This window comes from Nonomuraea sp. NPDC049725 (assembly GCF_040674795.1).
In the GTDB taxonomy this organism is placed as follows: Bacteria; Actinomycetota; Actinomycetes; order Streptosporangiales; family Streptosporangiaceae; genus Nonomuraea; species Nonomuraea ceibae.
Genome location: NZ_JBFANJ010000025.1, coordinates 61546 through 84032, shown reverse-complemented (window position 1 = coordinate 84032; position 22487 = coordinate 61546). Strand labels below are relative to the sequence as shown.

At 64.3% G+C, this 22487-nt stretch carries 26 protein-coding genes and 1 tRNA gene; 18 read left to right on the top strand and 9 right to left on the bottom strand.

The features are described 5' to 3' along the window. Positions 1 to 98: 98 nt before the first annotated feature. Entirely contained in the window at positions 99 to 395 is a 297-nt protein-coding gene (locus AB0J53_RS41485; RefSeq protein ID WP_364182909.1) for a GlsB/YeaQ/YmgE family stress response membrane protein, read from the top strand. A 96-nt stretch (positions 396 to 491) separates the two neighbouring features. After that, positions 492 to 773: a GlsB/YeaQ/YmgE family stress response membrane protein gene (locus AB0J53_RS41480; RefSeq protein ID WP_219515705.1), complete on the top strand. Its 282-nt coding sequence runs from the start codon at positions 492 to 494 to the stop codon at positions 771 to 773. A gap of 55 nt (positions 774 to 828) precedes the next feature. Here AB0J53_RS41480 and AB0J53_RS41475 read toward each other — a convergent pair whose 3' ends face one another. Beyond that, positions 829 to 1929, bottom strand: coding sequence for a hypothetical protein (locus AB0J53_RS41475; protein WP_364182906.1), 1101 nt, complete (start codon positions 1927 to 1929; stop codon positions 829 to 831). Positions 1930 to 1989: 60 nt separating this feature from the next. Here AB0J53_RS41475 and AB0J53_RS41470 point away from each other — a divergent pair, with 60 nt between their 5' ends. From AB0J53_RS41470 to AB0J53_RS41455, 4 genes are all read left to right on the top strand, one after another. Then, positions 1990 to 2376 (top strand): PPOX class F420-dependent oxidoreductase, encoded by a 387-nt coding sequence (locus tag AB0J53_RS41470; RefSeq protein WP_219515679.1) that lies wholly within the window; start codon positions 1990 to 1992, stop codon positions 2374 to 2376. Positions 2377 to 2397: 21 nt separating this feature from the next. Then, complete coding sequence (gene cysS / locus AB0J53_RS41465) at positions 2398 to 3795, top strand: cysteine--tRNA ligase (RefSeq protein ID WP_357592760.1); 1398 nt, start codon at positions 2398 to 2400, stop codon at positions 3793 to 3795. An 18-nt stretch (positions 3796 to 3813) separates the two neighbouring features. Then, positions 3814 to 4776, top strand: coding sequence for a 23S rRNA (guanosine(2251)-2'-O)-methyltransferase RlmB (rlmB, locus tag AB0J53_RS41460; protein WP_364182902.1), 963 nt, complete (start codon positions 3814 to 3816; stop codon positions 4774 to 4776). A gap of 21 nt (positions 4777 to 4797) precedes the next feature. Next, a tRNA-Thr gene (locus AB0J53_RS41455) sits at positions 4798 to 4870 on the top strand. Between the two features lie 845 nt (positions 4871 to 5715). On the opposite strand, the gene AB0J53_RS41450 is transcribed toward AB0J53_RS41455, so the two are convergent. Further along, a complete protein-coding gene (locus AB0J53_RS41450) occupies positions 5716 to 6072 on the bottom strand; it encodes a tyrosine-type recombinase/integrase (RefSeq protein ID WP_364182971.1) in 357 nt (118 codons plus the stop codon). Here AB0J53_RS41450 and AB0J53_RS41445 point away from each other — a divergent pair. Both AB0J53_RS41445 and AB0J53_RS41440 read left to right on the top strand, forming a co-directional pair. After that, entirely contained in the window at positions 6028 to 6216 is a 189-nt protein-coding gene (locus AB0J53_RS41445) for a hypothetical protein (protein WP_364182899.1), read from the top strand. The genes AB0J53_RS41450 and AB0J53_RS41445 overlap by 45 nt on opposite strands. Positions 6217 to 7267: 1051 nt before the next feature. Further along, the gene (locus AB0J53_RS41440) at positions 7268 to 8563 is read left to right on the top strand and encodes a Fic family protein (protein WP_364182896.1); all 1296 of its coding nucleotides are present in this window, start codon (positions 7268 to 7270) and stop codon (positions 8561 to 8563) included. 232 nt (positions 8564 to 8795) lie between these two features. On the opposite strand, the gene AB0J53_RS41435 is transcribed toward AB0J53_RS41440, so the two are convergent. After that, positions 8796 to 9398 (bottom strand): hypothetical protein, encoded by a 603-nt coding sequence (locus AB0J53_RS41435; RefSeq protein WP_364182893.1) that lies wholly within the window; start codon positions 9396 to 9398, stop codon positions 8796 to 8798. A gap of 751 nt (positions 9399 to 10149) precedes the next feature. Here AB0J53_RS41435 and AB0J53_RS41430 point away from each other — a divergent pair. Then, positions 10150 to 10431 carry a winged helix-turn-helix domain-containing protein gene (locus tag AB0J53_RS41430; RefSeq protein ID WP_364182890.1) on the top strand — a complete coding sequence of 94 codons (282 nt, stop codon included), beginning with the start codon at positions 10150 to 10152 and terminating at the stop codon, positions 10429 to 10431. A gap of 218 nt (positions 10432 to 10649) precedes the next feature. Here AB0J53_RS41430 and AB0J53_RS41425 read toward each other — a convergent pair whose 3' ends face one another. Together AB0J53_RS41425 and AB0J53_RS41420 are read right to left on the bottom strand one after the other, a co-directional pair. Beyond that, entirely contained in the window at positions 10650 to 10850 is a 201-nt protein-coding gene (locus AB0J53_RS41425) for a hypothetical protein (protein WP_357592743.1), read from the bottom strand. 189 nt (positions 10851 to 11039) lie between these two features. Further along, positions 11040 to 11321, bottom strand: a complete 282-nt coding sequence (locus AB0J53_RS41420) for a hypothetical protein (protein ID WP_364182886.1) — start codon at positions 11319 to 11321, stop codon at positions 11040 to 11042. A 346-nt stretch (positions 11322 to 11667) separates the two neighbouring features. Here AB0J53_RS41420 and AB0J53_RS41415 point away from each other — a divergent pair, with 346 nt between their 5' ends. Beyond that, positions 11668 to 12957 (top strand): hypothetical protein, encoded by a 1290-nt coding sequence (locus AB0J53_RS41415; protein ID WP_364182883.1) that lies wholly within the window; start codon positions 11668 to 11670, stop codon positions 12955 to 12957. Positions 12958 to 13350: 393 nt separating this feature from the next. Here AB0J53_RS41415 and AB0J53_RS41410 read toward each other — a convergent pair whose 3' ends face one another. Then, positions 13351 to 14505 carry a hypothetical protein gene (locus tag AB0J53_RS41410; protein WP_364182880.1) on the bottom strand — a complete coding sequence of 385 codons (1155 nt, stop codon included), beginning with the start codon at positions 14503 to 14505 and terminating at the stop codon, positions 13351 to 13353. Positions 14506 to 14966: 461 nt separating this feature from the next. On the opposite strand from AB0J53_RS41410, the gene AB0J53_RS41405 reads away from it, so the two are divergent. Next, a complete protein-coding gene (locus AB0J53_RS41405) occupies positions 14967 to 15278 on the top strand; it encodes a hypothetical protein (RefSeq protein WP_364182877.1) in 312 nt (103 codons plus the stop codon). A 570-nt stretch (positions 15279 to 15848) separates the two neighbouring features. Here the strand turns inward: AB0J53_RS41405 and AB0J53_RS41400 are convergent. After that, complete coding sequence (locus tag AB0J53_RS41400) at positions 15849 to 16349, bottom strand: hypothetical protein (RefSeq protein WP_364182874.1); 501 nt, start codon at positions 16347 to 16349, stop codon at positions 15849 to 15851. A 284-nt stretch (positions 16350 to 16633) separates the two neighbouring features. Here AB0J53_RS41400 and AB0J53_RS41395 point away from each other — a divergent pair, with 284 nt between their 5' ends. The 7 genes from AB0J53_RS41395 to AB0J53_RS41365 all read left to right on the top strand — a co-directional run bounded on the left by AB0J53_RS41395 (position 16634) and on the right by AB0J53_RS41365 (position 21169). Beyond that, on the top strand, positions 16634 to 16897 hold the full coding sequence (locus tag AB0J53_RS41395) for a hypothetical protein (protein ID WP_364182871.1): 264 nt from the start codon (positions 16634 to 16636) through the stop codon (positions 16895 to 16897). 218 nt (positions 16898 to 17115) lie between these two features. Continuing rightward, positions 17116 to 17796: a hypothetical protein gene (locus AB0J53_RS41390; protein ID WP_364182869.1), complete on the top strand. Its 681-nt coding sequence runs from the start codon at positions 17116 to 17118 to the stop codon at positions 17794 to 17796. Positions 17797 to 17894: 98 nt separating this feature from the next. Continuing rightward, positions 17895 to 18206: a hypothetical protein gene (locus AB0J53_RS41385; protein ID WP_364182866.1), complete on the top strand. Its 312-nt coding sequence runs from the start codon at positions 17895 to 17897 to the stop codon at positions 18204 to 18206. 463 nt (positions 18207 to 18669) lie between these two features. Next, on the top strand, positions 18670 to 20334 hold the full coding sequence (locus AB0J53_RS41380; RefSeq protein WP_364182864.1) for a hypothetical protein: 1665 nt from the start codon (positions 18670 to 18672) through the stop codon (positions 20332 to 20334). Between the two features lie 6 nt (positions 20335 to 20340). Continuing rightward, on the top strand, positions 20341 to 20790 hold the full coding sequence (locus tag AB0J53_RS41375; RefSeq protein ID WP_364182861.1) for an Imm8 family immunity protein: 450 nt from the start codon (positions 20341 to 20343) through the stop codon (positions 20788 to 20790). Beyond that, positions 20787 to 20972 carry a hypothetical protein gene (locus AB0J53_RS41370; RefSeq protein WP_364182858.1) on the top strand — a complete coding sequence of 62 codons (186 nt, stop codon included), beginning with the start codon at positions 20787 to 20789 and terminating at the stop codon, positions 20970 to 20972. Before AB0J53_RS41375 ends, AB0J53_RS41370 begins: the two co-directional genes overlap by 4 nt. 56 nt (positions 20973 to 21028) lie before the next feature. Continuing rightward, positions 21029 to 21169, top strand: coding sequence for a hypothetical protein (locus tag AB0J53_RS41365; RefSeq protein ID WP_364182855.1), 141 nt, complete (start codon positions 21029 to 21031; stop codon positions 21167 to 21169). A 58-nt stretch (positions 21170 to 21227) separates the two neighbouring features. On the opposite strand, the gene AB0J53_RS41360 is transcribed toward AB0J53_RS41365, so the two are convergent. Continuing rightward, positions 21228 to 21671, bottom strand: a complete 444-nt coding sequence (locus tag AB0J53_RS41360) for a hypothetical protein (protein ID WP_364182852.1) — start codon at positions 21669 to 21671, stop codon at positions 21228 to 21230. Positions 21672 to 21673: 2 nt separating this feature from the next. Then, positions 21674 to 22372 (bottom strand): hypothetical protein, encoded by a 699-nt coding sequence (locus AB0J53_RS41355; RefSeq protein WP_364182849.1) that lies wholly within the window; start codon positions 22370 to 22372, stop codon positions 21674 to 21676. Positions 22373 to 22487: the final 115 nt, after the last annotated feature.

Below are 22487 nucleotides of genomic sequence, written 5' to 3'. Positions count from 1 at the left end.
GTCACTGGCGCGGTACGGGCCGCCGTCTTTCAGGGGTAACTTCACTTTTGCCGGGTAGGCCCCCTTGAGACATGTGAACGTCTCGGGGGGAGTCACACATGATCGGCGCGATTGTTTCCGCTGTAGTCATCGGGGCCATCGTCGGAGCACTGGCCCGGCTGCTGGTGCCCGGCAGGCAGAACATGTCCATCGGTCTGACGCTGATCGTCGGCATCGTGGCGGCCCTGCTCGGCACCCTGATCGCCCAGATGTTCGGCTGGGCCGACACCAGAGGCATCGACTGGATCGAACACCTGCTCCAGCTCGCGCTGGCGGTGATAGGCGTGGCCATCGTGGCCCGCATGGCGACCAGCGGTCGGCGTGGCGGCCCCGGAACCGGCCGCACAACCGTCTGACCTGCCGATTCTTTACCGTCGCGCATATTCGTCGTGTCACGGGTAGCCACCACCCCGTGAGGATGAACGGCTCACCCTCACGGGGAGGTTTGTGACATGACAATCCAATCCATCCTTGGCGCCATCGTGATCGGCGCCGTGATCGGCGCGATCGGTCGTCTCCTGCTTCCCGGCAGGCAGGCCATCGGGTGGATCCTCACCATCGTCGTCGGCATCGTCGCAGCCCTCGTCGGCACGCTGATCGCTCAGGTGCTCGGCGTCGAGACGACCTCCGGCATCGACTGGATCGAGCTCGTGATGCAGGTCGTGCTCGCCATCGTGGGTGTCGGCCTGGTCGCCGGGCTACGCCGCGGCAGCGGCAGCGGACGAAGCATCTGACGCCGCCACGGTTTCTCGCGGGCCCGTCCGGTCATGCCGGGCGGGCCCGTTCCGTTCACTCCTCGGGCGGGAGCGGGGTGCTGCGCAGGCGGCCCGACGGGGCCTGGGCCTGGACTTCGGTGACCACGGGGTGCGGGGCGGTGTCCTCCAGCGCGTCTCGCTCGTCTCGCTCGTCGTCCTTCGACTGCGGGTCGGCGGCCTCGGGGCCGTGCGCGGGATCGGGGACGTCGGCGACGACCGGGACGGGCTGCGTGTCGGCGTCCTTGCCGGTGGCCTTGGGGTGGACCAGCACGTCGGTCGGCTTGACCCGGTCGCCCCAGCGCACCGGACGGCGCGGCTCCTCCTCCTGCGGCTGCAGGATCTCCGGAGGAGCGGCTTCCACGGGTCGCCGGACCTCGGGCTCCTGGAGCTCGGGCTCGTCGGCCTCGGGCTCCGTGGCTTCGGGCTCCGGGGCTTCGGGCTCCGGGGCCTTGGGTTCCTCGGCCTTGGGCCCCTGAGCCTTGGGTTCCTGGGCCTGCCAGTGGGTCACCCGCTCCGAGATGGGCGGGGTCTCCGGGGCGGGGGTGGGGCCGACGACCGGCGTGGGCTCCAGCCGGCCTCGCGGCTCCTCGGCCGCCGGCGCGGCAGCCTGCTGCGGAGCGGCCGGGGCGGTGTCAGGCGTGATCTCGGGGGCGTTCTCCGGGGCCCGGTGGAAGGGCACGATGTCGTCCTCGTCCGGCCGCTCGCCGCCGCCGGACGTCCGGCGATCCTGTACGTGCTTGATCAGCAGCAGCCACAGCCACAGCGCGACGGCCAGCATCACCCACGGCGCGATCGCCACGCCGACGGCCGTCGGCGCTACCTGGAACTCCACCCGCAGCGCCACCGCGGCGTCCGCCGCCGCCGCGGCCACGAGGAGCAGCACCAGCACCACCGCCGCCTGCACGCGGACCAGCGTCCGCGCCGAACGCAGCAGCAGCACGCCGATCAGCGCGACCACCAGGAGTGCCGCGAACCCGGCCGGGTAAAGGTAGGCCAGATCCGGCCTGGCCTCGCCGCGCACGGCGAGAGCCCTGAGGTCGTCGAACGAGAGCGCGCAGGCGGCCCCGGTGAGGGCGGCGACGGCGAGCCCGGCCAGGGCGATGCCCAGCCGGCGGAGCGTAGAGGGGGGAGTCACGTCCATGGCGGTCTCGAGCCTACAGAAGAATGACAGCCCGGACCGATCTGGAGGAGCGACATGACCGAGCTCACCGAGGAAGCGCGCAAGCTGCTCGACGCGCCCAACTTCGCCACGGTGACCAGCGTGAACCCCGACGGCTCACCGCAGTCGACCGTGGTGTGGGTGCGTCTGGACGGCGACGACGTGCTGTTCTCGACCGTCAAGGGGCGCCGCAAGCCGCGCAACTTCGACCGCGACCCGCGCACCAGCCTGCTGGTGATCGACCCCGACGACCCGTACCGGTACGTGGAGGTCCGGGGGCGCGTGACCATGGAGGACGACCCGGAGGGCGCGCTCATTCAGGAGCTGTCGCAGAAGTACACGGGCGGGCCGTTCCATGACAAGCCGGGCGCCCAGCGGGTGATCGTGCGTATCAAGCCGGAGAAGGTCACGCTACGGGGGTGAAGAGGCGTTAGCCTTGCCTTCGTGAGCTTGCACCTTTACGACACCGCCACACGCGCCATCCGCGAATTCGTACCGGTCGAAGCCGGCCGGGCGTCGATTTACCTGTGTGGTGCCACCGTGCAAGCTCCGCCGCATATCGGACATATCCGGTCTGGCGTGAACTTCGACGTGCTGCGCCGGTGGATGACACGTTCCGGTTATGACGTGACTTTCTGCCGCAACGTCACCGACATCGACGACAAGATCATTCGGGTGGCGGCCGCGGAAGGCGTGCCCTGGTTCGTCATCGCCGAGCGCAACCAGCGGGCCTTCACCTGGGCCTACGACACGCTCGGCTGCCTGCCGCCCACCGTCGAGCCGCGCGCCACCGGGCACGTGCCCGAGATGATCGTGCTGATGGAGCGCCTCATCGAGCGCGGCCACGCCTACGCCTCCGGCGGCGACGTCTACTTCAACGTCCGCTCCTACGAGGAGGACTACGGCAAGCTCTCCAACCAGCGGCTGGAGAACATGCGCCCCGCCGCCGACACCGAGGACGAATCGTGCAAGGGCGACCTGCGCGACTTCGCCCTGTGGAAGGGCGAGAAGCCGGGCGAGCCGACCTGGCCCACCCCCTGGGGCCCCGGCCGCCCCGGCTGGCACCTCGAATGCTCCGCGATGGCCACCAAATACCTGGGGCCGACGTTCGACATCCACGGCGGCGGCATCGACCTGATCTTCCCGCACCACGAGAACGAGATCGCCCAGTCCCAGGCGGCCGGCGACGGCTTCGCCCGCTACTGGATGCACAACGGCATGCTCAAGATCGGCGCCGAGAAGATGAGCAAGTCGCTGGGCAACTCGCTGCTCATCCCGGACATGGTGCAGAAGGTGCGCCCCGTCGAGCTGCGCTACTACCTGGCCGCGCCGCACTACCGCTCCTCCATCGAATACTCCGAGGAGGCGCTGCGCGAGGCCGCTGCCGCCTACCAGCGGATCGAGGGCTTCGTCACCCGCGCGGCCGAGGTCATCCACGATGTCGACGCCGACGCGCCGCTCCCGCAGGCGTTCGCCGACGCGCTCGACGACGACCTCGGCACCCCGCAGGCGCTCGCCGTCGTGCACGAGGTGGTCCGCGAGGGCAACGTCGCGCTGGCCAAGGGCGACAAGGAGGCCGTCGCCCGCCTGCTCGCCGAAACCCAGAACATGCTCGACGTCCTCGGTCTCGACCCCCGTTCGCCGCAGTGGCGCTCGGCCGGCTCCGACCTCAAGCCGGTGGTCGACGCCCTGGTCGCGGTGGCCCTGGAGCAGCGCAAGGCCGCCCGCGCCCGCAAGGACTACCCGGCGGCCGACGCCATCCGCGACCAGCTCGCCGCGGCCGGCATCACCGTCGAGGACACCCCCCACGGTCCGCGCTGGGAGCTCAGCCACCAGGCGTGACCCGTTACCCTTGGACGCATGGCAGCTGGTGGCAGGGCGTCGGGCAGGCCCGCGAAGAAGAAGGGCCCCTCGAAGGGCACCGGTGGGCAGGTACGGCGCGGTCTGGAGGGACGCGGCGCGACCCCGCCCGCCGAAATGCGCCACTGGTACAAGGACAAGGCCAGGGCCGAGCGCATCGCCCGCGAGGACCGCGGCGGCAGCGGACGCCGCCCGGCCCCGCGCGCCAAGCGCTCCGACGACGCCCCCGAGCACATCGGCGGGCGCAACCCCGTCCTTGAGGCGCTGCAGGCGGGCGTGCCCGCCAACGCCCTCTACGTCGCCCAGCGCATCGACAACGACGACCGCGTACGCGACTCCATCAAGATCGCGGCCGAGCGCGGCATCGCCCTCCTCGAAGTCACCCGCGACAAGCTCGACAGGCTGACCGAGGGCGCCGTCCACCAGGGCGTGGCGCTCCAGATCCCCGCCTACGACTACGCCCACCCGTCGGAGCTCGTCGAGCTGGCCCACGACGCCGCGGAGACGCCCCTCATCGTGGCCCTCGACGGCGTCACCGACCCGCGCAACCTGGGCGCCATCGCCCGCTCCGCGACGGCCTTCGGCGCCCACGGCCTGCTCGTCCCCTCACGCCGCTCGGCCGGCGTCACCGGCGGCGCCTGGAAGACCTCCGCCGGCACCCTCGCCAACCTCCGCGTCGCCCGCGCCTCCAACCTGACGGCCGCCCTGCGCGAATACCGCGAGGCCGGCCTCTTCGTCATCGGCCTCGACGGCGAGGGCCGCGTCGACATCGGCGACGTCGACCTGCTCGGCGAGCCGCTGGTGGTCGTCGTCGGCTCCGAAGGCAAGGGCCTGTCCCGGCTCGTACGCGAACAGTGCGACGTGGTGGCCCGCATCCCGATGGCCGCCGCGGCGGAGTCGCTCAACGCGGGAGTGGCCGCGGGAGTGACGTTGTACGAGGTCGCTCGTCACCGACGTGGTTGAGCGTCTACACTGGTAGGCCGTGCCGACGTAGCTCAATCGGCAGAGCATCTGTCTTGTAAACAGAAGGTCAGGGGTTCGATTCCCCTCGTCGGCTCTGCAGCTCAAAGGCCCCTTCCACCATGTGGAGGGGGCCTTTTCGGATCTCATACAGCAGCCGGATACAGCAACGGTCACTGCCTGCGGCTAGCAGGCTCTGCCATCACGGTCGCGCCGTTGACTATTCGCCTGCACAAACTCTGCATCGTCAGCGCGCTGTGACTGAGTTATCGGTCCGAGTGTCTTGGACGCAACCATTAGGGACGGACGGTGATTTCGACCGCTTCGATCTTGATGAACCTACCCCCTTCTCCCCGCGGAGGCGTTTCGGACGACACTTCGTGAGGCCAGCCGCCGGCCGGCTCGAAGACGATCTGCCGAGACTCCTGCCGCCAGCGCTGCACGGTGGAGGGCTTCCAGTAATTGCGCCTCCTCCACTTGTAGTCTGCCTTCGGAAACCTCTTGCGGGAGATCATGCTCGCCAGACTGGTGGGCTTAATAGACAGCTCAGCCGCGACCTGCTCAGTGGTAAGCCATCCGCCTTCTTCGAGGAGAGGAGGGCGCTCGACAAGCGCACTCGGGTCGATGGAACGCCGCCGGACGGTGCGGCGCTGGTAGATCTTGTGGCCGCACTTCGGGCACTGGACAACCATCTGGAGAGTCGCCGTTCTTGATCCTTCGGAGGGTGTTGTGGCCCCGTGGGAGAAGTTGTATCTCCAGTGCTGACAAGGGCAAAAGGGTTGCCCAACTGTGCATGCCTGAACTTGCTTCCCGGCAATCGCTACGAGAAGTCACATATCGGTGTATTCCTGCGGATAAGCCCCTGTTGCTGGTTCATAACATCGTTCACCAGCCACGGAGCAGGGCCCCTGGGTTCATGAGGCCCTGCTCGTGGAGTAGGGATTAGCCGCGCAGGCTCTGGCTGAGCTTGTCGAGAGCCTTGCGGGTCTCCAGACTTGGGATCTGGGTGTAGACGTTCATGGTCACGCTGATCTGTGAGTGCCTGAGGATGCGCATCGCCACGCGCGGGTGGACGTCGAGGGCGGCCAGAAGCGAAGCGCAGGTGTGCCGGGTGTCGTGGACGCGGATGCGCGGGACACCGGCGTTCTTACAGTGAGCCTCGAAGGCGCGATTGAGATTTCGCGGTTCGATGGGTGTGCCGTACTTTGTGGTGAACACCAGGGCCGAGTCGTTCCACTTCGTACCAGCCTTTTCGTGGGCCTCGTCTTGTACTTCGCGACGCTGCTTGAGCGCCGAGATACAGAGGCCCAGAACATGGTGGCCGCGCGCAACGCAGGAACTCGCAGCATCGCCTATGCCAACGAGCCGGGAAAGGCTGACAGCCTCATCCAGGCGGGGGCCGACGCGGTCACCGACAGCATGGCCGAGCTGGCGCGTCAGTAGCAGTGAGGGGCGGTGCGTGATTCATACCTTCCCTACGTCATCAAGCCGCCGCCCGATGGGCGGCGGGCGGCCGGGCGGTCCGGGCGGGCGTGCGGCCTCTCCGGGCCGGTCCCGCCCGGCCACCCCGCCGCACCAACGGACGCAGACAGAGCCGCGTACAGAACGTTCACCGGCACGACGATGCCGACTTCCGGACTGAGCCGATGAGGCCAAGACATGCCTCCGGCGGGAGCACTCCGAAACCGAGGTGATCACCACACGGCCTGAACGTAGATGGGTGGCTGGGGACTGATCACCTCGCGCACCATCGACTCAGGCAAGCCCAGCAGACCGGCTCCTCCGTATCAAGCCCGGCTCTGACCGCAGGGCAACAAATGATCGAGGAACGGCGACCGGCGAACGTACACGCGAAGCCGAGCTTGACGCTCCGTCCCCGGCCCGCTGCCGCTACGCGGTGAGTCGACGGCGTACGAGGTGATCAGGGAGTGGAATGGTGAATCTTTCGGAGACGCGACTGTAGCCAACACGTCGCTTCGGCTGCAGAGGCTTCGGAAGCTAGGCAACGTTAGCGCCGATAGCAGAACCTAGCACTATGGATATGATTCCCTGCTACATCTCCCAACGTTGGGAGTTGGCTGGGAGTTGGGGGGCCGTCCGGATGGTCTCCTGCTACATCTCCCAACGTTGGGAGATGTTGGGAGTTGGCTGGGAGTTGGGGGGCCGTCCGGATGGTCTCCTGCTACAACTCCCAACGTTGGGAGATGTTGGGAGTTGGCTGGGAGTTGGGGGGCCGTCCGGATGGTCTCCTGCTACAACTCCCAACGTTGGGAGATGTGGAGCGTTAGCTGGGGGCCCATTAGCCGTACTCCTTGTTTCCAGTGCGTAGTGGTTATGCTGGGAGCATGCTAGTGGATTGGGGTGCATCCAATGGCATATATGCGCGCATAATGGTCTAGGTTGGGCAAGCAGTCCAAATGGCATATCTAATCCTTATGGAGGTCCGATGCGGAAGCCGGAATCCCCGCCGCCCCTTAACCAAATAATAGAGACTATGGCTACTTCTGGCTTTCTTTCGAAAGTTGTCGGAGCCTACCCCTTGGGCGCTGTTAATAGTCAAAGATACTTTCATTGGGATGAAATTAGGCATCGCTCCGCTCCTGGCGACCTGAATCGCGAAGAGTGGTGGGCATCGATGAAGCTCGCCCGTAGAAGCACGGCGCGGTCTATTCCGTTGGCTGACGAGAAGGGCGCCCCCTTTACTTACTCGCTCCCCGATGAGGTCCTACGCGAAACTGAATTCGTTAGTATACACACCGGTGGCCGGATAAGCCTCAGTGAAGAAGTAACCAATCCGGCGACGCGTGATAGATATCTTATAAACTCGCTTATCGAGGAAGCCATCACCTCGAGCCAGCTTGAGGGTGCTCGGACGGAAAAGCGTGTTGCGACAGAGATGATTCGTTCGGGTCGTGAACCTCGAGATAGAAGCGAGCGGATGATCCTCAACAACTTCCATGCGATGGAGTTTGTCGGGGAGATTCGGGACGAGCCTCTTACGCCGGAAATTATCTGCCGAATACAACGTATCGCCACTGAGGGAACACTAGATGATCCTGCAGGTGCAGGAAGGTTTCAGGGGCCAGGCGAGCCACGGGTTGGCGTGTATGACAATGAGAATCAGTTGCTGCATGCGCCACCGTCAGCAGAACTCATACCTGAGCGGATGGCGCGTCTATGCGACTTTGCCAACGGCAAGATCGGCGATGGGTATCTCCCTGGCGTCATACGAGCAATTATTATACACTTTATGCTCGCTTATGAGCATCCGTTTGAGGACGGTAATGGCAGAACGGCCCGCCTGTTGTTCTATTGGTCGATGCTGAATCAAGGCTACTGGCTTACTGAGTTCATATCAATTTCCAGTATCATCAAGAAATCGCACGCTCAATACGGGCGAGCATTTCTATATGTGGAGACCGACGAGAATGATCTCACGTACTTTCTTCTCTTCAATCTGAAGGTTCTGCATCGAGCCATAGAGGGGCTCAATAAGTATCTAGCCCGGAAGATGGCCGAGGTTCGAGATCTTCGCGTGAGGCTGCAGCGTGATACGAGTCACTTCAACTCTCGACAGCTAGCCCTGTTGCATAATGCTTTGAAGAATCCTGGCGCGAAATACACTGTGCAGTCGCATCGGAATTCACATCGGGTCTCGGCCGAGACCGCACGGCAAGACCTCGTCGAATTGGAGCGGTATCAATTCTTGGAGAAGCGCAGAGTGGACAAGAAGTTTGTCTATTATCCTGCCGCTAACTTGGCCGATGCGATCAAGAGCCTTGATTTATAGCTCGTCAGGCTCGCTTAACTAGATAAATGCCGCGTGCTCAGGTGGACTACAGTATGTTTGCTCGCTCACGCGCAAGGACTTGCTTGATGAGGTGAGTGACGATCGAGCTGTACCGCTGCGGACGTTCGCGGACTTTTGAAGACTGAACGCTGATGGCGTGTGGCATGGCTGGGCGGATAGCGGTCGGCAGCAAGTGACTTCGCATCGAAGGGGTCACGGCCTTGGCATGCGATTACTTCGTCATAGTGATCAGCAAGTATCGGTCGAGAGCTGTGATGAGCCTGTCGGCCAGCGCTGGGGTGGTGGTCGTCGCCCATTGCCGTGCGAGGTTGAGGAAACCAGTCAGGTGCTGTTGGGCGGTAGCGAGCAGGCCGGCGAGCTCATCGCGGGTGATCTCGACGGACGACGAGTCCCCGTCGTGCTGCCGGAGTTGGATGACGTGACCCAGCTGTGTGATGTGCGGCGCGGGGTCGTGGCCGAACCAGGGTTCTTGTCCCCGAGTCATGTCCCACCAATCCCGCCAGTTCTCCAAGCCGAAGCAGCAGCCGGGCGCGATGCTGACGCCCGTGGTGGTGTCGTGGAAGCGCAGCCCGCCCGGAGCGATCAGGCCCTCCGCCTCGGCGAGATGCTGTTCCAGATGCGCGTCGGTCAGCCTGGCGGCGTGGGTGACGGGGATGCCGTTGTAGCTGAATATGACGGCCATGGCCGTCCCTACCTCGGCGGGAGACAGTAGGCCGGAGAGGGTGAGAAGGCGGTCGCTCGACGGCTCCGCGATCGGCCAGGCGGTAAAGCCATCCGCGTCATAGGTCTCGAGTACGGCGTCGACAATGACCATAGCCGTCAGTATCCACGCACTGCTCGTGTATGCGATTGCTGAAGGTGTGCGGAGGGTTCGCTGGCAGGTTGTCGGTCGAGGAAGTCAGCGAAACTCAGCGGACTCTTTGGTTCAGGAGCGTGGCCGAGGGCAACGGACGGCATCCACATGACACTTGGCATCGCCGAGCCGCATCCAGTGATCAGGAGCGGGCACACCTTACGCCAGGGTTCGCATCGAAGTGGTCGAGGCCGTGACGATCGCTGACTTCGGTTCCGACCTCTCGGGCTGGGGCGATCGCTGCCGCAGATCGACTTCGTCGATCCTTTGCCACCGGCTTGTCGGCTGCTGCCGGTCGTGACTTCCTCCTATCGAGCCTCGCCGACGATGAGCATGGACCAGCAGCGACGAGCCTCTACGTGGATCCAGGGGCCGGCGAAGGCGTGCACAGGTATGGCGAGTTGTACGACCTTGTGGATTAGATAGGTGCCGCTGTGCGAGATCAGCTCGTAGTAGACAGCGGTGCAAGCGCAGGTGAACTCATGGACGCGGTACGTCTCGGGCGCAAGCGGCGTCCAAGCGAGGACCATGTGGTTGGCGCGGGCACGCGCCGGATGGGGGACAGGGCCGGGCACTCCCAATCGAGGAAATCGCCTAGGTCGACAACCTGCGCGTCCTGCTCGTCGGTCACGCATCGAATATAGACCTCTCTATACCTCTGCAGAGGCATCTAGGTGTTTTTGCAGGTCAGAGGGCATCTATGTTGTGCAGCGTGGCGGAGGACAGCGACTATCCAGAGATCGACAGCGAGGGGCCCGAACTCGTCTACATGGTCGTGGCCAACCACATCGCTGGCAGGATCGACAGGGGTGAGCTCAGACCTGGGCAGCGCCTCCCCTCGGAGTTGGATCTCGCGGCGCAGTACGGCGTAGCCAGGATGACGGTTCGCCGCGCGATGAAGGAGCTACGCGAGCGCGGCCTTATCCGGAGCGTTCATGGGAAGGGCACGTACGTACAGCAGCCCGCCCCGCCTGCTGAGAACGCCGACGGATGATGCGTTGCTGTACAGCAACCCGTACAGCAACGGCGACCTACCTGATCACATGAAGACGGGCTGAGCCTGCTGTTCAGACACCTCTGAGGATGATCCACCAGGCGCTTGCCCTGCCCTTGTAAACAGAAGGTCAGGGGTCCGATTCCCCTCGTCGGCTCTGCAGCTCGAAGGCCCCTGAACAGGCGTAATGCTGTCAGGGGCCTTGCGCTTTCTGATCTTCAACCGGTGCTTTCGGCATCTGTGGGAGCCACCTTGGGAGCCACCGGGGTCTGTTTCCCCAGGAGGGCGCTGGAGATGGCTTCCGTTGCTGCGCGCCGATCACCTTCCAGCAGGTGTCCGTAAACGTCCTTGGTAATCGCGATGCTGGCGTGGCCGAGCACTTCGGACACGACGTGCAGCGGTGTGCCTTGCGCGAGCATGAGCGACGCGCCGTTGCCGGAACGGAGCCGTACAGGCAACCCGGCAGGCGGCGCAGCGACCGGCCTGGGAAGGTAGCTGCGGGGGCGCCGCTGAGGTCGCCTGCCGGAGATGGGCGGCGCGGCAAGGCGTGGGTGGCGGTCCGTTCCCTCCCGGCTGGACCCCATCACTCCGCCTTGCCGTGCCCGTCTTCACCTGGCGATGTACTCCGCCAGGACGTTCGCCGCGCCTTCCGGATCGCTGGTCGGATGGCGCTTCTCGGCGTTCTGCCACGAGTAGTAGGTCCCGCCGTAGCCGACGAACACCCACACCGGCAGACCCGGGTCGGGCCGATGCACCATCAGCGCGGTGTTGCTGTCGCGTAGCTCGGCGTTGACCCCGAGGCTTACGAGCCGATCCCGCAACCGGATCAGCGCATTGGCCTCTTCCCTTTCGGAGGAAAGCTTGCCTACTGCCGCCATGATCGAATTCATTTCGCGCTCCCTTCGGCCCGGCCGCTTCCGAGGCAGTCGAGACACTCCCGCTCCCTGCTTGAGAACTCATCTCTGTCGCTGTCACTGATGAGAAGCGCACGGCGCGAATAGCGCAGCTTGACCCCAAGCCCCCGGCAAGCCGGGCAAGGCCATGTCTCACTCTTCTCATCAGGCCGGATCACCGTCGCCATCTCCTCGTTCATCCGGCGCTCCCTGTGGCGGGAAGCCGCGTGACGTACCGTGGTTGATTGATGACAAGTCCACCGGCAACCGAGTTTCAGCAGGCCCCCCTGAACGGCCCCCTCGTTCCCCCTTTCGAGCCCCCAGCCGGGAGGAAGGCCAGCAGATGCCCGACTACGTCCCGAACGTGCGGCTACGTGCCTGGAGGAATGAGCAGCGTCTCTCCCGCTGGGAGATGGCCGAGAAAATCAACGCCACACCAGTCGGCGTTGCTGAGCGCTTGGCGTGTGACGAGGAACGAGTCCGGCGCTGGGAGGCCGGTGAAGTCCGATGGCCCCGCACGCCCTACCGGCTAGCCCTCACCCAACTGACCGGTCTGGAACCGGAAGCACTGGGGTTCTCGCAGAACAGGCAGACAGGCAGTCGCCTCATCGAGGCCCAGGTTATGCCGGTCGATGCGCTGCGGGCCGAGGCCGAGTTGTACGGGACCATGGAACTCGCCCAGCAACTTCAGGCGTCCGACGTGGGGACCGGAACCTTGGAAGCCCTGGCCGAAGCCGTCGATCTGCTGTGTCGTGCCTATCCGGTCGTGCCCGCAGGCACACTCCGAGACCGTACACAGAAGCGCCTCGCCCAGATCAACCACCTACTCGCCGGACGCCTCACCCTTGATCAACATCGCGAACTGCTGGTGATCACCGGATGGTTGACCGCCCTGCTTGGCTGTGTGCACTACGACCTGGGGGAGAGGGAAGAGGCCGAGACCGCGCGACGGACCGCGTTCGAGATGGGCCGCCAGGTCGGGCACGGGGAGCTAGTGGGCTGGGCGCATGAGATGTCCGCGTGGTTCGCCCTGGTCGAAGGCCGTTACGAAGATGTCGTGACCGCTGCCCGGATGGGGCAGGCAGTGGCCGGCACCAGCAGCGCCATGGTGCAACTCACCTTGCAGGAGGCTCGCGGCCTGGCCCGCATCGGTGACCGTCGCGAAGCTGATCGCGCCCTGACTCGCGGAGCCGAAGTGCTCGGCAGCCTGCCCATGCCCGAGCACCCGGACCATCACTTCGTGTTCGATCATGCCAAGTGGGTCTTCTACGCTGCCACCTGCTACACCTGGCTCGCCGACGACGACCGCGCCGAGGAACACGCCCGCGAAACCATCCAAATGCACACCCGACCAGACGGCACTTCCAACGCACCCATGCGCGTTGCCGACGCCCACATTGACCTCGGCATCGTCCACGCCCGGCGCGGCGACCTCGACGCGGCCGTTGACGCAGGGATGGCCGCATTCGACTTTGACCGACGGTCCCTCAGCGACCTCGTCAACCGCGCCGCAGATCTCGACCGCCTGCTACGGCAGCGCTACCGGCGAGAAGTCCTTGCCGAACAGTTCCACGAGCGATTCGTGACCGCCCGCAGAGCCCTCACCAGCCACCGTCCCGATCTACTCGACTGACGTGCTGTGCTCCGTAGGCGTCGCATTGCCGAATTGTCCTTGTAGGTATCAAGCGGCGGCGCGGCGCGCCGCCGTACCCCCGGCCCTCCGCCCGCCCGCCGTCCGGGCGTGCGGCCTGGGGGCCGGTCCCGGACGGCGGCGGGACACCGGGCCGGGCACCGCACGCCAGCCCCGCCGTACGGACCGAACGCTCCGACCGCGGTTGCCACGCCGCCGCACAGATGCAGCCCTACGATCGCCACTGCATGGCCGGTCGCCGTAGATCGCTGAGGGCGATCGACGATCCGTGCTTCGTTCCTCAGCACGGCTCACCGAGCAACGTGGCTGATCAACGTCGCCGGGCTCAGAGCGTCGATATTCATATGGTGTCGATGGGCTGCAAGATTAGGCGGTCTAGGAGTCGACCGACTCATCGATCGATGTGGCGCCTGACAGCCGGATGTAGGCAACGGCTGCAAGGAGATAAGCCTCTGCAGGACCGTTGACAAGTGCATCCCAAAGAGCAGTCGAATACTGGTCGTCGGTGAGTGCGAATCCTAGAAATCCAACACAGGCCACAGTAGCTAGCATTGTAGCAACCAGCACATAAGGTCCTACTGGTAAAGCCAATTGAAAACCTAGAAGATCAAGCGTTGCCATCGATACAGCTTCTTTAGACCACTCGGCTGCGAGAGGCTCTGGAACAGCCGCCCATGCAAGAATATAGATTAGTGCCCATACCGCTAGCAGCACGCCGACGATGAGCGACACAAATCTGCGGACCGCCCGCCATCGGAAGGCTCGATCTGCCGCCATAACTGCTCGGCCTGCATCTTCCGAAGATAGTGAGGCGTAGCATTCGGAAAGCCGCGCCTTAAGTTCCTCCGGCTGCGACTTGCCGTGCGTGTCTGATTGATATTTCTTGAGTTGCCTGAATAATTCCTCTACCCGATTCGCGTTGTTGTCAATCTTTTCTGCGGCGAACTGGAAGACCGGAACCACTTGCAATCTCGCTAGCCGTATTACCAAGAGAACGGCCAAGGGTAAGATTGACACTCCGGCCAACCATGCCAACCGAGCCCCTGCGGTTGCAGCTAGCCTCCATGGGTCCTCGGTAAGGAGGGGCAGGAGCACTACGATCAGTGCAACGGGGACGAACAATGGCACATGGAAAGAGAGTCGAAGAGATCTGAAGGATATTCCTGTTCCGATAATCACTAGAAAGGGAAGTGCGTGACTCAAGAGCAGGCCTTTGGAATCTCCGATCCACAACTGCCAACCACCCAAGGCGAGCCAGAGGTACAGGATAGCGTACGTTCCCAGTTTAGCTGGCACTTTTAGCGTTATATGTAGTATCACAATAACGCCAAAGGCTCCCAATATTACGCCAGCGGAAGCCCATAGCGACCAGTCGAGGCGATAAAAGGTGAAAATAGTGAGGCCGAGCAGAATTGATAAGACTATATTGACACTGATGGCCTTACTCTTCTTCTCGTAATTTCGCACTTCTCCTTTGCAAAGCTTTCGATACCCATTCGCTCGGAGCCATTGCACCAGCATGAGCTTCAAGCGCTCGTCGCTGGACTGTGCGTCTTCTTGTAGCTCAGACACTGATCGCCGCCACTGCTAATCCTGCTGTAGATCGATAGGACGAACGTGGACTATACCTCCCATGAGGGCTCTAGCGCAGATGCATTGATGGGGGGCCGTCACATCTCTGCATCTGGTCGTACTACGTAGCAGACGATCTTGCGGCCGAATCAGCGTCGCAGGTAACTGCCATCAACATCATCTTGGGCATATATCGCATAGTGTCACAGCTTCGTCCGCCTGGCCCTGAAGGTGGGCACCAGTTGGGCGACTGTAGTCTCTCGTGCCCGTTGCGTGCCCGTTCTCGTAGCGACCATCAGGAGGTCGCGGGGACTCACGGTCGCTCGACTGGCATACGGCCAGGTCAGCGTTTCCTCTGCGTAAGGTCCATGATCCTGAAAGAGTTCCCAAGCTGACAGTCCCCTCTTACCCTCGTCCTCATGACATCACCGCATGAGCTACCTGCCGACGTCGCCCACGTGCAGGACATGCGAGACTTCGCCGCCTACCTGGAAATCATGGCGGACGACGTCGACGCCGATCGTGCCGACTGGGAGCGGCAGCGCCGCGAGGGCAAGCAGTTCGTCGATGGGCGTTGGAGCAGTATGTACGTCGGCGATTTTCTCAGAACGTGGGCGGCCTGGCTTGCGGACGGCTGTCTTCGCGAAGGGGCTCCGTTCAAGGACGACGTCGACCCGCTGACATGGCAGTCGCTTGCTCTTCAGATCCACGTCGCCCACCTGTACGAGTAGGTCTCTGTGGGAGCCACCTTGGGAGCCACTCAAACGGACGCTTATGAACTGAGGTGAACAGGGCTGAACAGCCGGAGGGTGGGTGACCAGCGTGGCGAACGTGTCCGAACGCCCATGAAGATCGTTTGGGGGTCTTGTAAGCAGAAGGTCAGGGGTTCGATTCCCCTCGTCGGCTCTGAATGAAGAAGCCCCTGAACTGGTGATTCCGGTTCAGGGGCTTTTCGTTTGTCAGGACAACCGTGCGATCTTGCTAACACCTAGGAGACGCCGAGGTGGGTGCATAGGGCGTCGCGGGTGATGGGTCCTCCTTGTTTGGTGTGGTGCTCGTCGGCGACGCGGCGGGCGTAGTCGACGGGGGCCGGGCCGAGGTGCCCTCCTAAGGGTCGTTGTCGTCTGGCTCGTCGTGCGACGAGTTCGGAGACCGGGGATGGGGCGAGGACGTCGGGACGGCGGAGGGTTCGGGACGGGTGCGGGTGGTGCGGTGTTTCGCGGGTCAGCGAACGAGCGGTGCGCAATGAAGGCGATCCGCTTCTGATCCGACGGCCGTGGGCTCCACTTTGGAAGGGTCCGCTAGGCAGGGAAGTCGGTGTTCCAGGGATAGGCGAACCGATCGGGCGCTACCCCCCAATCCTGGAGCAGGGTGAGAAGGGCGGCCTCGTCGGTGGCGAGGGTGCGCTTGATTTCGTTGCTTCCGATGTCGTAGTCCCAGCCGCCGAGGTGCTCGGTGACGTATTCGCAGTGTGTGAGCTGGAAGCTGCGTCTCTCGTCATTACGGGTCCAGCCCTGTCGCTGGGCGGCATCGTCGGCATCAGTTTGCAGGGGGCGGATCTCGATCCATGCCCGGTACTGCGGCTCGCTCGCCTCGACTTCGGCGACGAGGGATCTGCCAAGGCGAAGCGCGCTTAGCTTGTCCGTAGGGAAGACTGCCTCAGCGGGTTGATCCACAGGGTTCAGCGTCTCATGGTGGCGTCCGGGGGACCGTGCAATATATGTGCAATGATCTCGCTGGTTGAGGCTGCCTGATAAGTTGGAGCCGCAGGTCAGGAGCATGGCGTCGATAGGAACGGTCACGAACTGCAGCCATCGGCGCCTGGCAGGCGTACCCGATGTGTTGCCCGTAAGGGCGGTCAACGAGGGAGAGCCGCGGGAGACGCGGACAGGGTGGCTGTCACGCTGATCTGCACTGCGGCAGATCCTGGGGCTATGTGCCGCCTGGATATTCACCGAGCACGTTGACCAATGGGTGGGCGCGCCGGCTTCTGCTTCGGCGGCGATTGCCAAGATGGGCTGGGCGGATCTGTCCGGCTACGAGTGGAACGTCAACGCCTTCCACCTGGAGGACTACGCCGATACAGGTGGAGAGCTTCGATGGACAGCCCCAGATCAGCCTGGAAGATCAGGCCCTGCTGCTCCGACTCGGCCTTGCCGTAGCCGAGGGCGTGTTCGCTCTCATCCGAGCATTGCCGGAGCTGGTGCCCGTCCGATGCGTCATCAGCGCGAACGACACCTGCGTCGTGTTCCGATTCCACCAGATCCGCACCGGGGACGAGTGGATCGATGGGATCCTGAGGAATCGGGACGACCCAGACATGATTGTCGTAGCCGAACGCCATCCCTGAGCGTGCTCGCTACGTGTTGCAGGCGAGTTCCCCAGCGGGCTACCGCCACCGAGCACGCTGGTGGAGGGAGTGGCATCGATCTGGATTCGGGAGCCTCCTCGTCGGCTCTGCCTTTGGTTTCTGTGCTCGTCAAGTCTTGTCTGCGTTTTCGGGACCACCGGGGAGTGCTTCCTCTGGAGAGTGCTGGAGATGGCCTCGGTCGCAGCGCTGGAGTGATCATGCCGATCGCCGTGCGGCGTCAGCCTTCTCGGGCCGGGAGCCACTACGCCGGAATCCACCGACGCATCTGGCCGATGATGTTGAGGGCGTTAAGGTGGCGCATGTTCAACAAGCCTCCTGGATGGCTGTATCTCACTGCGTTCTCCGCCGTGGCCGGCGTCATTCTGTACTGGGCGAGCGTCCCCCACTGGTACGTCCTCGAAATGTTCCTGGTGGGTCTCTTCTTCGGGCTCCCGCTGTGGGTGATCTGGGTGATCCGGTTCAGCATGGCGATGAGCAACGGTACGGCACAGCCTCGATTAATGCGCTGGCTGGTACCCGTGTTCATCGTCGCGGGTGTCGCGGTTGCCTTGGTGACGGATGCCTCGTTATGGCTCCGGTTCACGATCTCGAAGCCGAGCTTGGAAGCGTACGCCCGAACGGCGACGGCCGAAACGTCACGCGATTCCACTTGCCAGTGGGTGGGGCTGTATCAGATATGCGATGCCTTTCCCTATCTCAGGCTGGAGGATTCGAAATACGTCCCCGGCAGTGCCTGCCTCATCGGTGAGGAGTGGGCCATCGACAGCAACACCAGCTTCGTCCTCCTGCCCGTGGGGGAGCCTGAAGAGACGGCCGACGACTCCTACCGGCATCTCATGGGGAACTGGTACGGCTGGCATGGGTGGGATCACTGGTGACCCGCCTGAAGCGCCGGCCAGTGACGGCGGAATCGGCACCCTCCACGTAGCCTCCCGGAGGGCAGTGCCCATGGGTTGTTCATGAGCATGGTTCCGACATGGAGATCCGTGAGCTGGCGGAACTGATCTGGCTTTTCGAGGATGAGCCGCAGGGCGCGTACGAGGACGTCCAGTGGCCAGTCGGCCTCCACTCCTTTCAACTCACCCGAGGCGCGATATCGGTGCTCTTCTCCATCGATCCCACGGCGGGTGAGGCGTATATCAGAATCACGTACGTCAACCGGCTGCGGCCTCTCGGGCGGCTGTCGGTTGAGCGCCTGCGGTCCGGCTACGAAGGGCTGAAGCTGTGGTTCCGGGAGGATCGCAAGGAGCCGGTCGTGCTGCAGACCAAGCCTGCGATCCGGCTGTGACCCCTCGCGGCGAGTGGTAGCCGGGAGCACTGCTGGACGATCGTGCTGACCGTTTGATGGCGGGTAGGGGCGCGGTCACCTGTGCGAGCGCGCTGTGACGTACGCCATTGCAGTTGGATACAAGAGGCTTTCAAGAATGCTCGTGTTGCATGAGCTTCATGAGAAAGTTCGTTGCTGTCGCACTGATGACTGTCACCACCGTCCTTACGATCGGAATGGCGAGCGCCCCCGCTCAGGCCATGCAGCATGAGGGGTACTACCGCTGCTGGATCTCGGACCACGGCTGGATGTGGTGCCAGGACGCGTAGGGATGGCCCCTGTGTTCCTGCCCTGACCTTCACCAATGCCCGCCTCTGGAAAAGAGGCGGGCATTGTGCTTTTGAATGGGTCGTCAAGGGCGGGCTGTTCGGCCTGCGGGGTCGAGCTTTCGGGTTGATGAGTTGCACTACGATCATCGCTTATTATGCGCTTATACCGCTGGGCAGCTTCTGTCTCCCTGGTCGTCACGCTCGGTGCGATCGTCGTCAGCTTGGTGGTCGGCACTGCGACGCCGGCCTGGCTGGTCACCATGTGGTCTCCGCCCAGTTCGAGCGTCGGGGCGTCTCCTCTGGTGCCGGTGCTCGGCGGGCTGCTGCTGGTCGGGCTGGTGAACGCGTGGATGTTCTGGCAGGTTCTGCGGGGGCCTGGGCCGGCGGGTGCGCCGTTGGGGCGGGCGGGTGTGTGGCTGCGGACGCTGCTGTACGCCAACGTCGCTTGGCTGGTGATTCCCTCGTTTCTGCCTGACACGGTCGAGGTGATCATCGGGCTGGTGCTCTGGGTGCCGGCGCTCGTGCTGTTGGCGGTGGTGTTCGCCGGGTCGGGGCGGCTGTTTCGGCTGGCTCTGCTTGTGTTCGGGCTGGCGGAGTCGGTGTTGCCGCTGGTGGCCCGGCTGGCGGATGATTCGGTCCTTCAGCGGTTCGTGAGCCCGGCCTACGGCGTGACTCTCTTGGTTGCGGGGGTGGCCGGGTTCGTCGTGATGGTGATGCTTCTGCTCGCTCAGAGGCGTGACGGGCGTTGGTCTCGGGCGACGCAGTACATCGGCTGGGGCACGTTCGGGAGTGCGTTTCTCGTCGAACTGGTGGATTCCCTTACGCGCGGGAGCACGATCGAGTCGATCGCCGAGGCCATGAATGTGCTTTACGTCGTCTGGCTGGCGCGTACCGCGCATGAATTGAACCGTGAGGTGGGGCGGGAGGCGCCTTTCCGGGTGCCGACGGGGGTCGGGGCTGCGGCCATGGTTCCCTTGCTGATGGTCGTCGGGTCCGAGACCGAGCCACGGCTCACCTATTCCTGGCAGAGCATCGACTTCACGGAGTGCTTGGCGCGGCTGGGGCCGCCGCGAGTTGCGGACCTCCCTGTTCATGAGCGTGAACGGGCTTACCTGTGCAACGTGAGAAAGCCTGATCGGGATGTCTCGGACCAGGAACTGCTCAGCAGGGGCCGAGGGGCGTGCATCAGGTTCGCGGCAGGGGAGCCGGTCAAGGCACGGCCTGCGTTGCTCGCGCTGCTCTGTCCGGACGTCATCGGGCGGAAGCATCCGGAGTTGTTGCTGTCCACCGCTCAGATAAACCAGCAGGAGGCGGAGAAGGACAGGGCCGTACGCGACCAGTTGAAGCGCGAGGCGCGTAAGGAGGACGCCCTGTGCCGCGACCCTTGGCCCGCGCTGCGGACTCGATTCCAGGCGACCGCGTCCTACTACGACTGGGACGGCCAGCCCTACGGCATTTACGACGCGGAAGCGGACACCGGGAGCGACGCGGAGGTGATTTGGAACGCGGACTCGCCCGGCGCCATGGAGGTCAGCGGGCAGCTGGCTCTGTTCTTCACGCCCAGCCAGGATTGGGCGGTCTGCGTCACGGCGAAGGCATTGCGTTCGGCCCCGCCGCCTCTTCGACGCAAGGGCTGGGACAAGGTGGTCGAGGCGGATATCGTCAGCGAATCGGGTCGCCTGGTGATGCAGAGATTGTCGGCCAGCAACGTGCGATTTCCCAATCTCGCGCGTAATGGGGCCGGCCGCTATCGGTTGCGGTTGTATACGCGGCCGGGGGTGGATCTCATTCTTGTTTATCCGGTTAGGAGGGTGGGGTAGTGCGCGATGTCCTTCGTCGAGATGAAAGGCGGCGCGTACTTGGGTCTGGAATGGTCCGCGTTCAGTCCCGTGGTGCCCGGACGACGGCTTGTCTTGAGGGATCATGGGGCTGTGAGAGCGCGAGTGGGAGAGTTTCGTTGGGTCGATCTCGGGGCGGGTGGCGATCCGGCTCACGGCTGCATGCTTCTGGAAATGTATGTCGGCCCTCAGGGAGAACGAGGTGAGGAACGATTCCAGCTCACCGTCTGCACTCCGTCGGCCTTGGCTGAGCAGCTCAAGGATCATCCGTTTCTGATTGGCCGGCACTGGCTCTTCGTTGGCGAACTTCATCCCGACAAGGTGACCGAGTGGCTGAGCGATCGGATTGCCGTGCTGGAGGCGCCTACGTGGAGTGAACTGGCCTTGAAGATCGGCCGGATCGGAGAGTGGGAGTTCGAGGATGATGCCGGGTGGTGAGGAGGCGCTACGTGGCCAGGGGGGTGCCTGGCGGCTACCAGATCTGGGACAACAAGGTGCGCCGGTGGTGGGGCGATCTCTATGAGCTGTGCCCTGATGACCTGCTCGACGAGCTGAACGGCGCCCGTGACCCTGACAAGGTGACGGCTCTGCTCAAGCGCTATAGGGCTGCGCGGCGGTAGATCCGGGTGCTGGTGTGGGCCGTGACACCGGGTCCCTCCTTCGATACCGTCGCCGGGTGGAAGACGATGACGCCTTCATCTCCTCGCCGTTGGGCGACGGTGCCCTTGATTTCGCGGTGGGCGTCATAGCAGTGGTGCTGCTTCTTCTGCCTACCGCTATTTGGCTGACCGTCGTGTTGCTGCGCAGCCGTAAATAGCGCGTCCAGCTCCTCGATCCGGCTGGGCACGGGGTTACGCGCGGGCACCTGCACGGCGTCAGTTGTCATGGTGGGCGATGTGGCTGATCTGGAGGTCGGAGAAGATCAGGGTGAGGTCGTGCACGTTGGTCTCGATCCGTACCTCGTGGAAGTCGATGCCGACGGCTTCCGTCCAGTGTCGCGCGGCCGGTGAGTCGGTGATGAGGGTGGCGCCGGGATAGAGCATCTGCCAGTTCACGCCCCAGTAGTGTCCGTCGAGCTCGCCGGGCTCGTCCGTGGTGAGCCGGTCGTCGAGGGAGACCGCCCAGGTGTGGGGCGGCAGGGCGGTCACGCAGGTGGCCTGGACGCAGTGCCGGAACACGTAGCGCAGGTTGACGGTCTCGGCTCGGGGCGTCACCAGCGGCTGGATCACGAGCTGGTAGTCGCGGTTGTGGTGCATGAAGCCGTGGCGGAGCAGCGCGTGATCGAAGGTGTCGTCCAGGGCCTGTCTCAGCTCAGCCATGTTCACGGGTTCAGCGGCTTCGGCAGGTAGGGGGCGAAGTGGTCGGCCACCGTCCGGGCGGTGGTGGCGGCGTCGTGGGAGCCGTCGATTTCCAGTACGCGGATGCCCAGGTCGCGGGCGGTGCGTACGGCGTCCTCGGCGACGAGGCGGTCGCGGGCGAGGCGGTTGGCCTGGGCGCGGGCCGGGTCGGTGACGAGGCCGCCGAGTGAGGCGGCCCGGGGGAGTGTCCGGGCCTGGTGCCGGCGGAACTCGGGGGTGGGCACCATGACGATCATCCGGCGCGGTGAGTCGACGATGGGGGCGACGAGTTCGGGGCGCAGGCCCCAGCCTTCGGCGATGATCGGGTGGCCGGAGACGAGGGCGCGCAGGTCGTCCAGGGCCCATGTGAAGCGGACGGGGAAGCCGGCCAGGGTCTCGGCGGCCATCTCCTCGGGGGTGGGGTGGACCCATGTCCGGTCCGGATCGGGGGCACGGCCGGGGTCGGGGTCGCCGTGGGCGACTCGGCGGGCGATCCGGCGGTCGTTGTGGGCGCGCGCGTCGTGGTAGTCGTAGTGGTAGGCGGTGACGCCGTGGCGCTCGGCCAGGAGGCGGGCCACCGTCGATTTTCCGGCCCACTGGCCGCCGCCGATCCACAGGGCGCGGCGCAGGGTGCCGAAGGGGTCGAGGTGTTCGCCGGCCGCTGGAGAGTGGGGGGTGGTCATCTGCGTCTCCTCCTGGGTCCGCCCCTTGCGGAACGGGCGAACGGGTGTCTCGTACGGAACACCGTAGACATGCGGTCGTATCCCTTCCCCGGAGTCCGCGTTCTGGGACGATTCT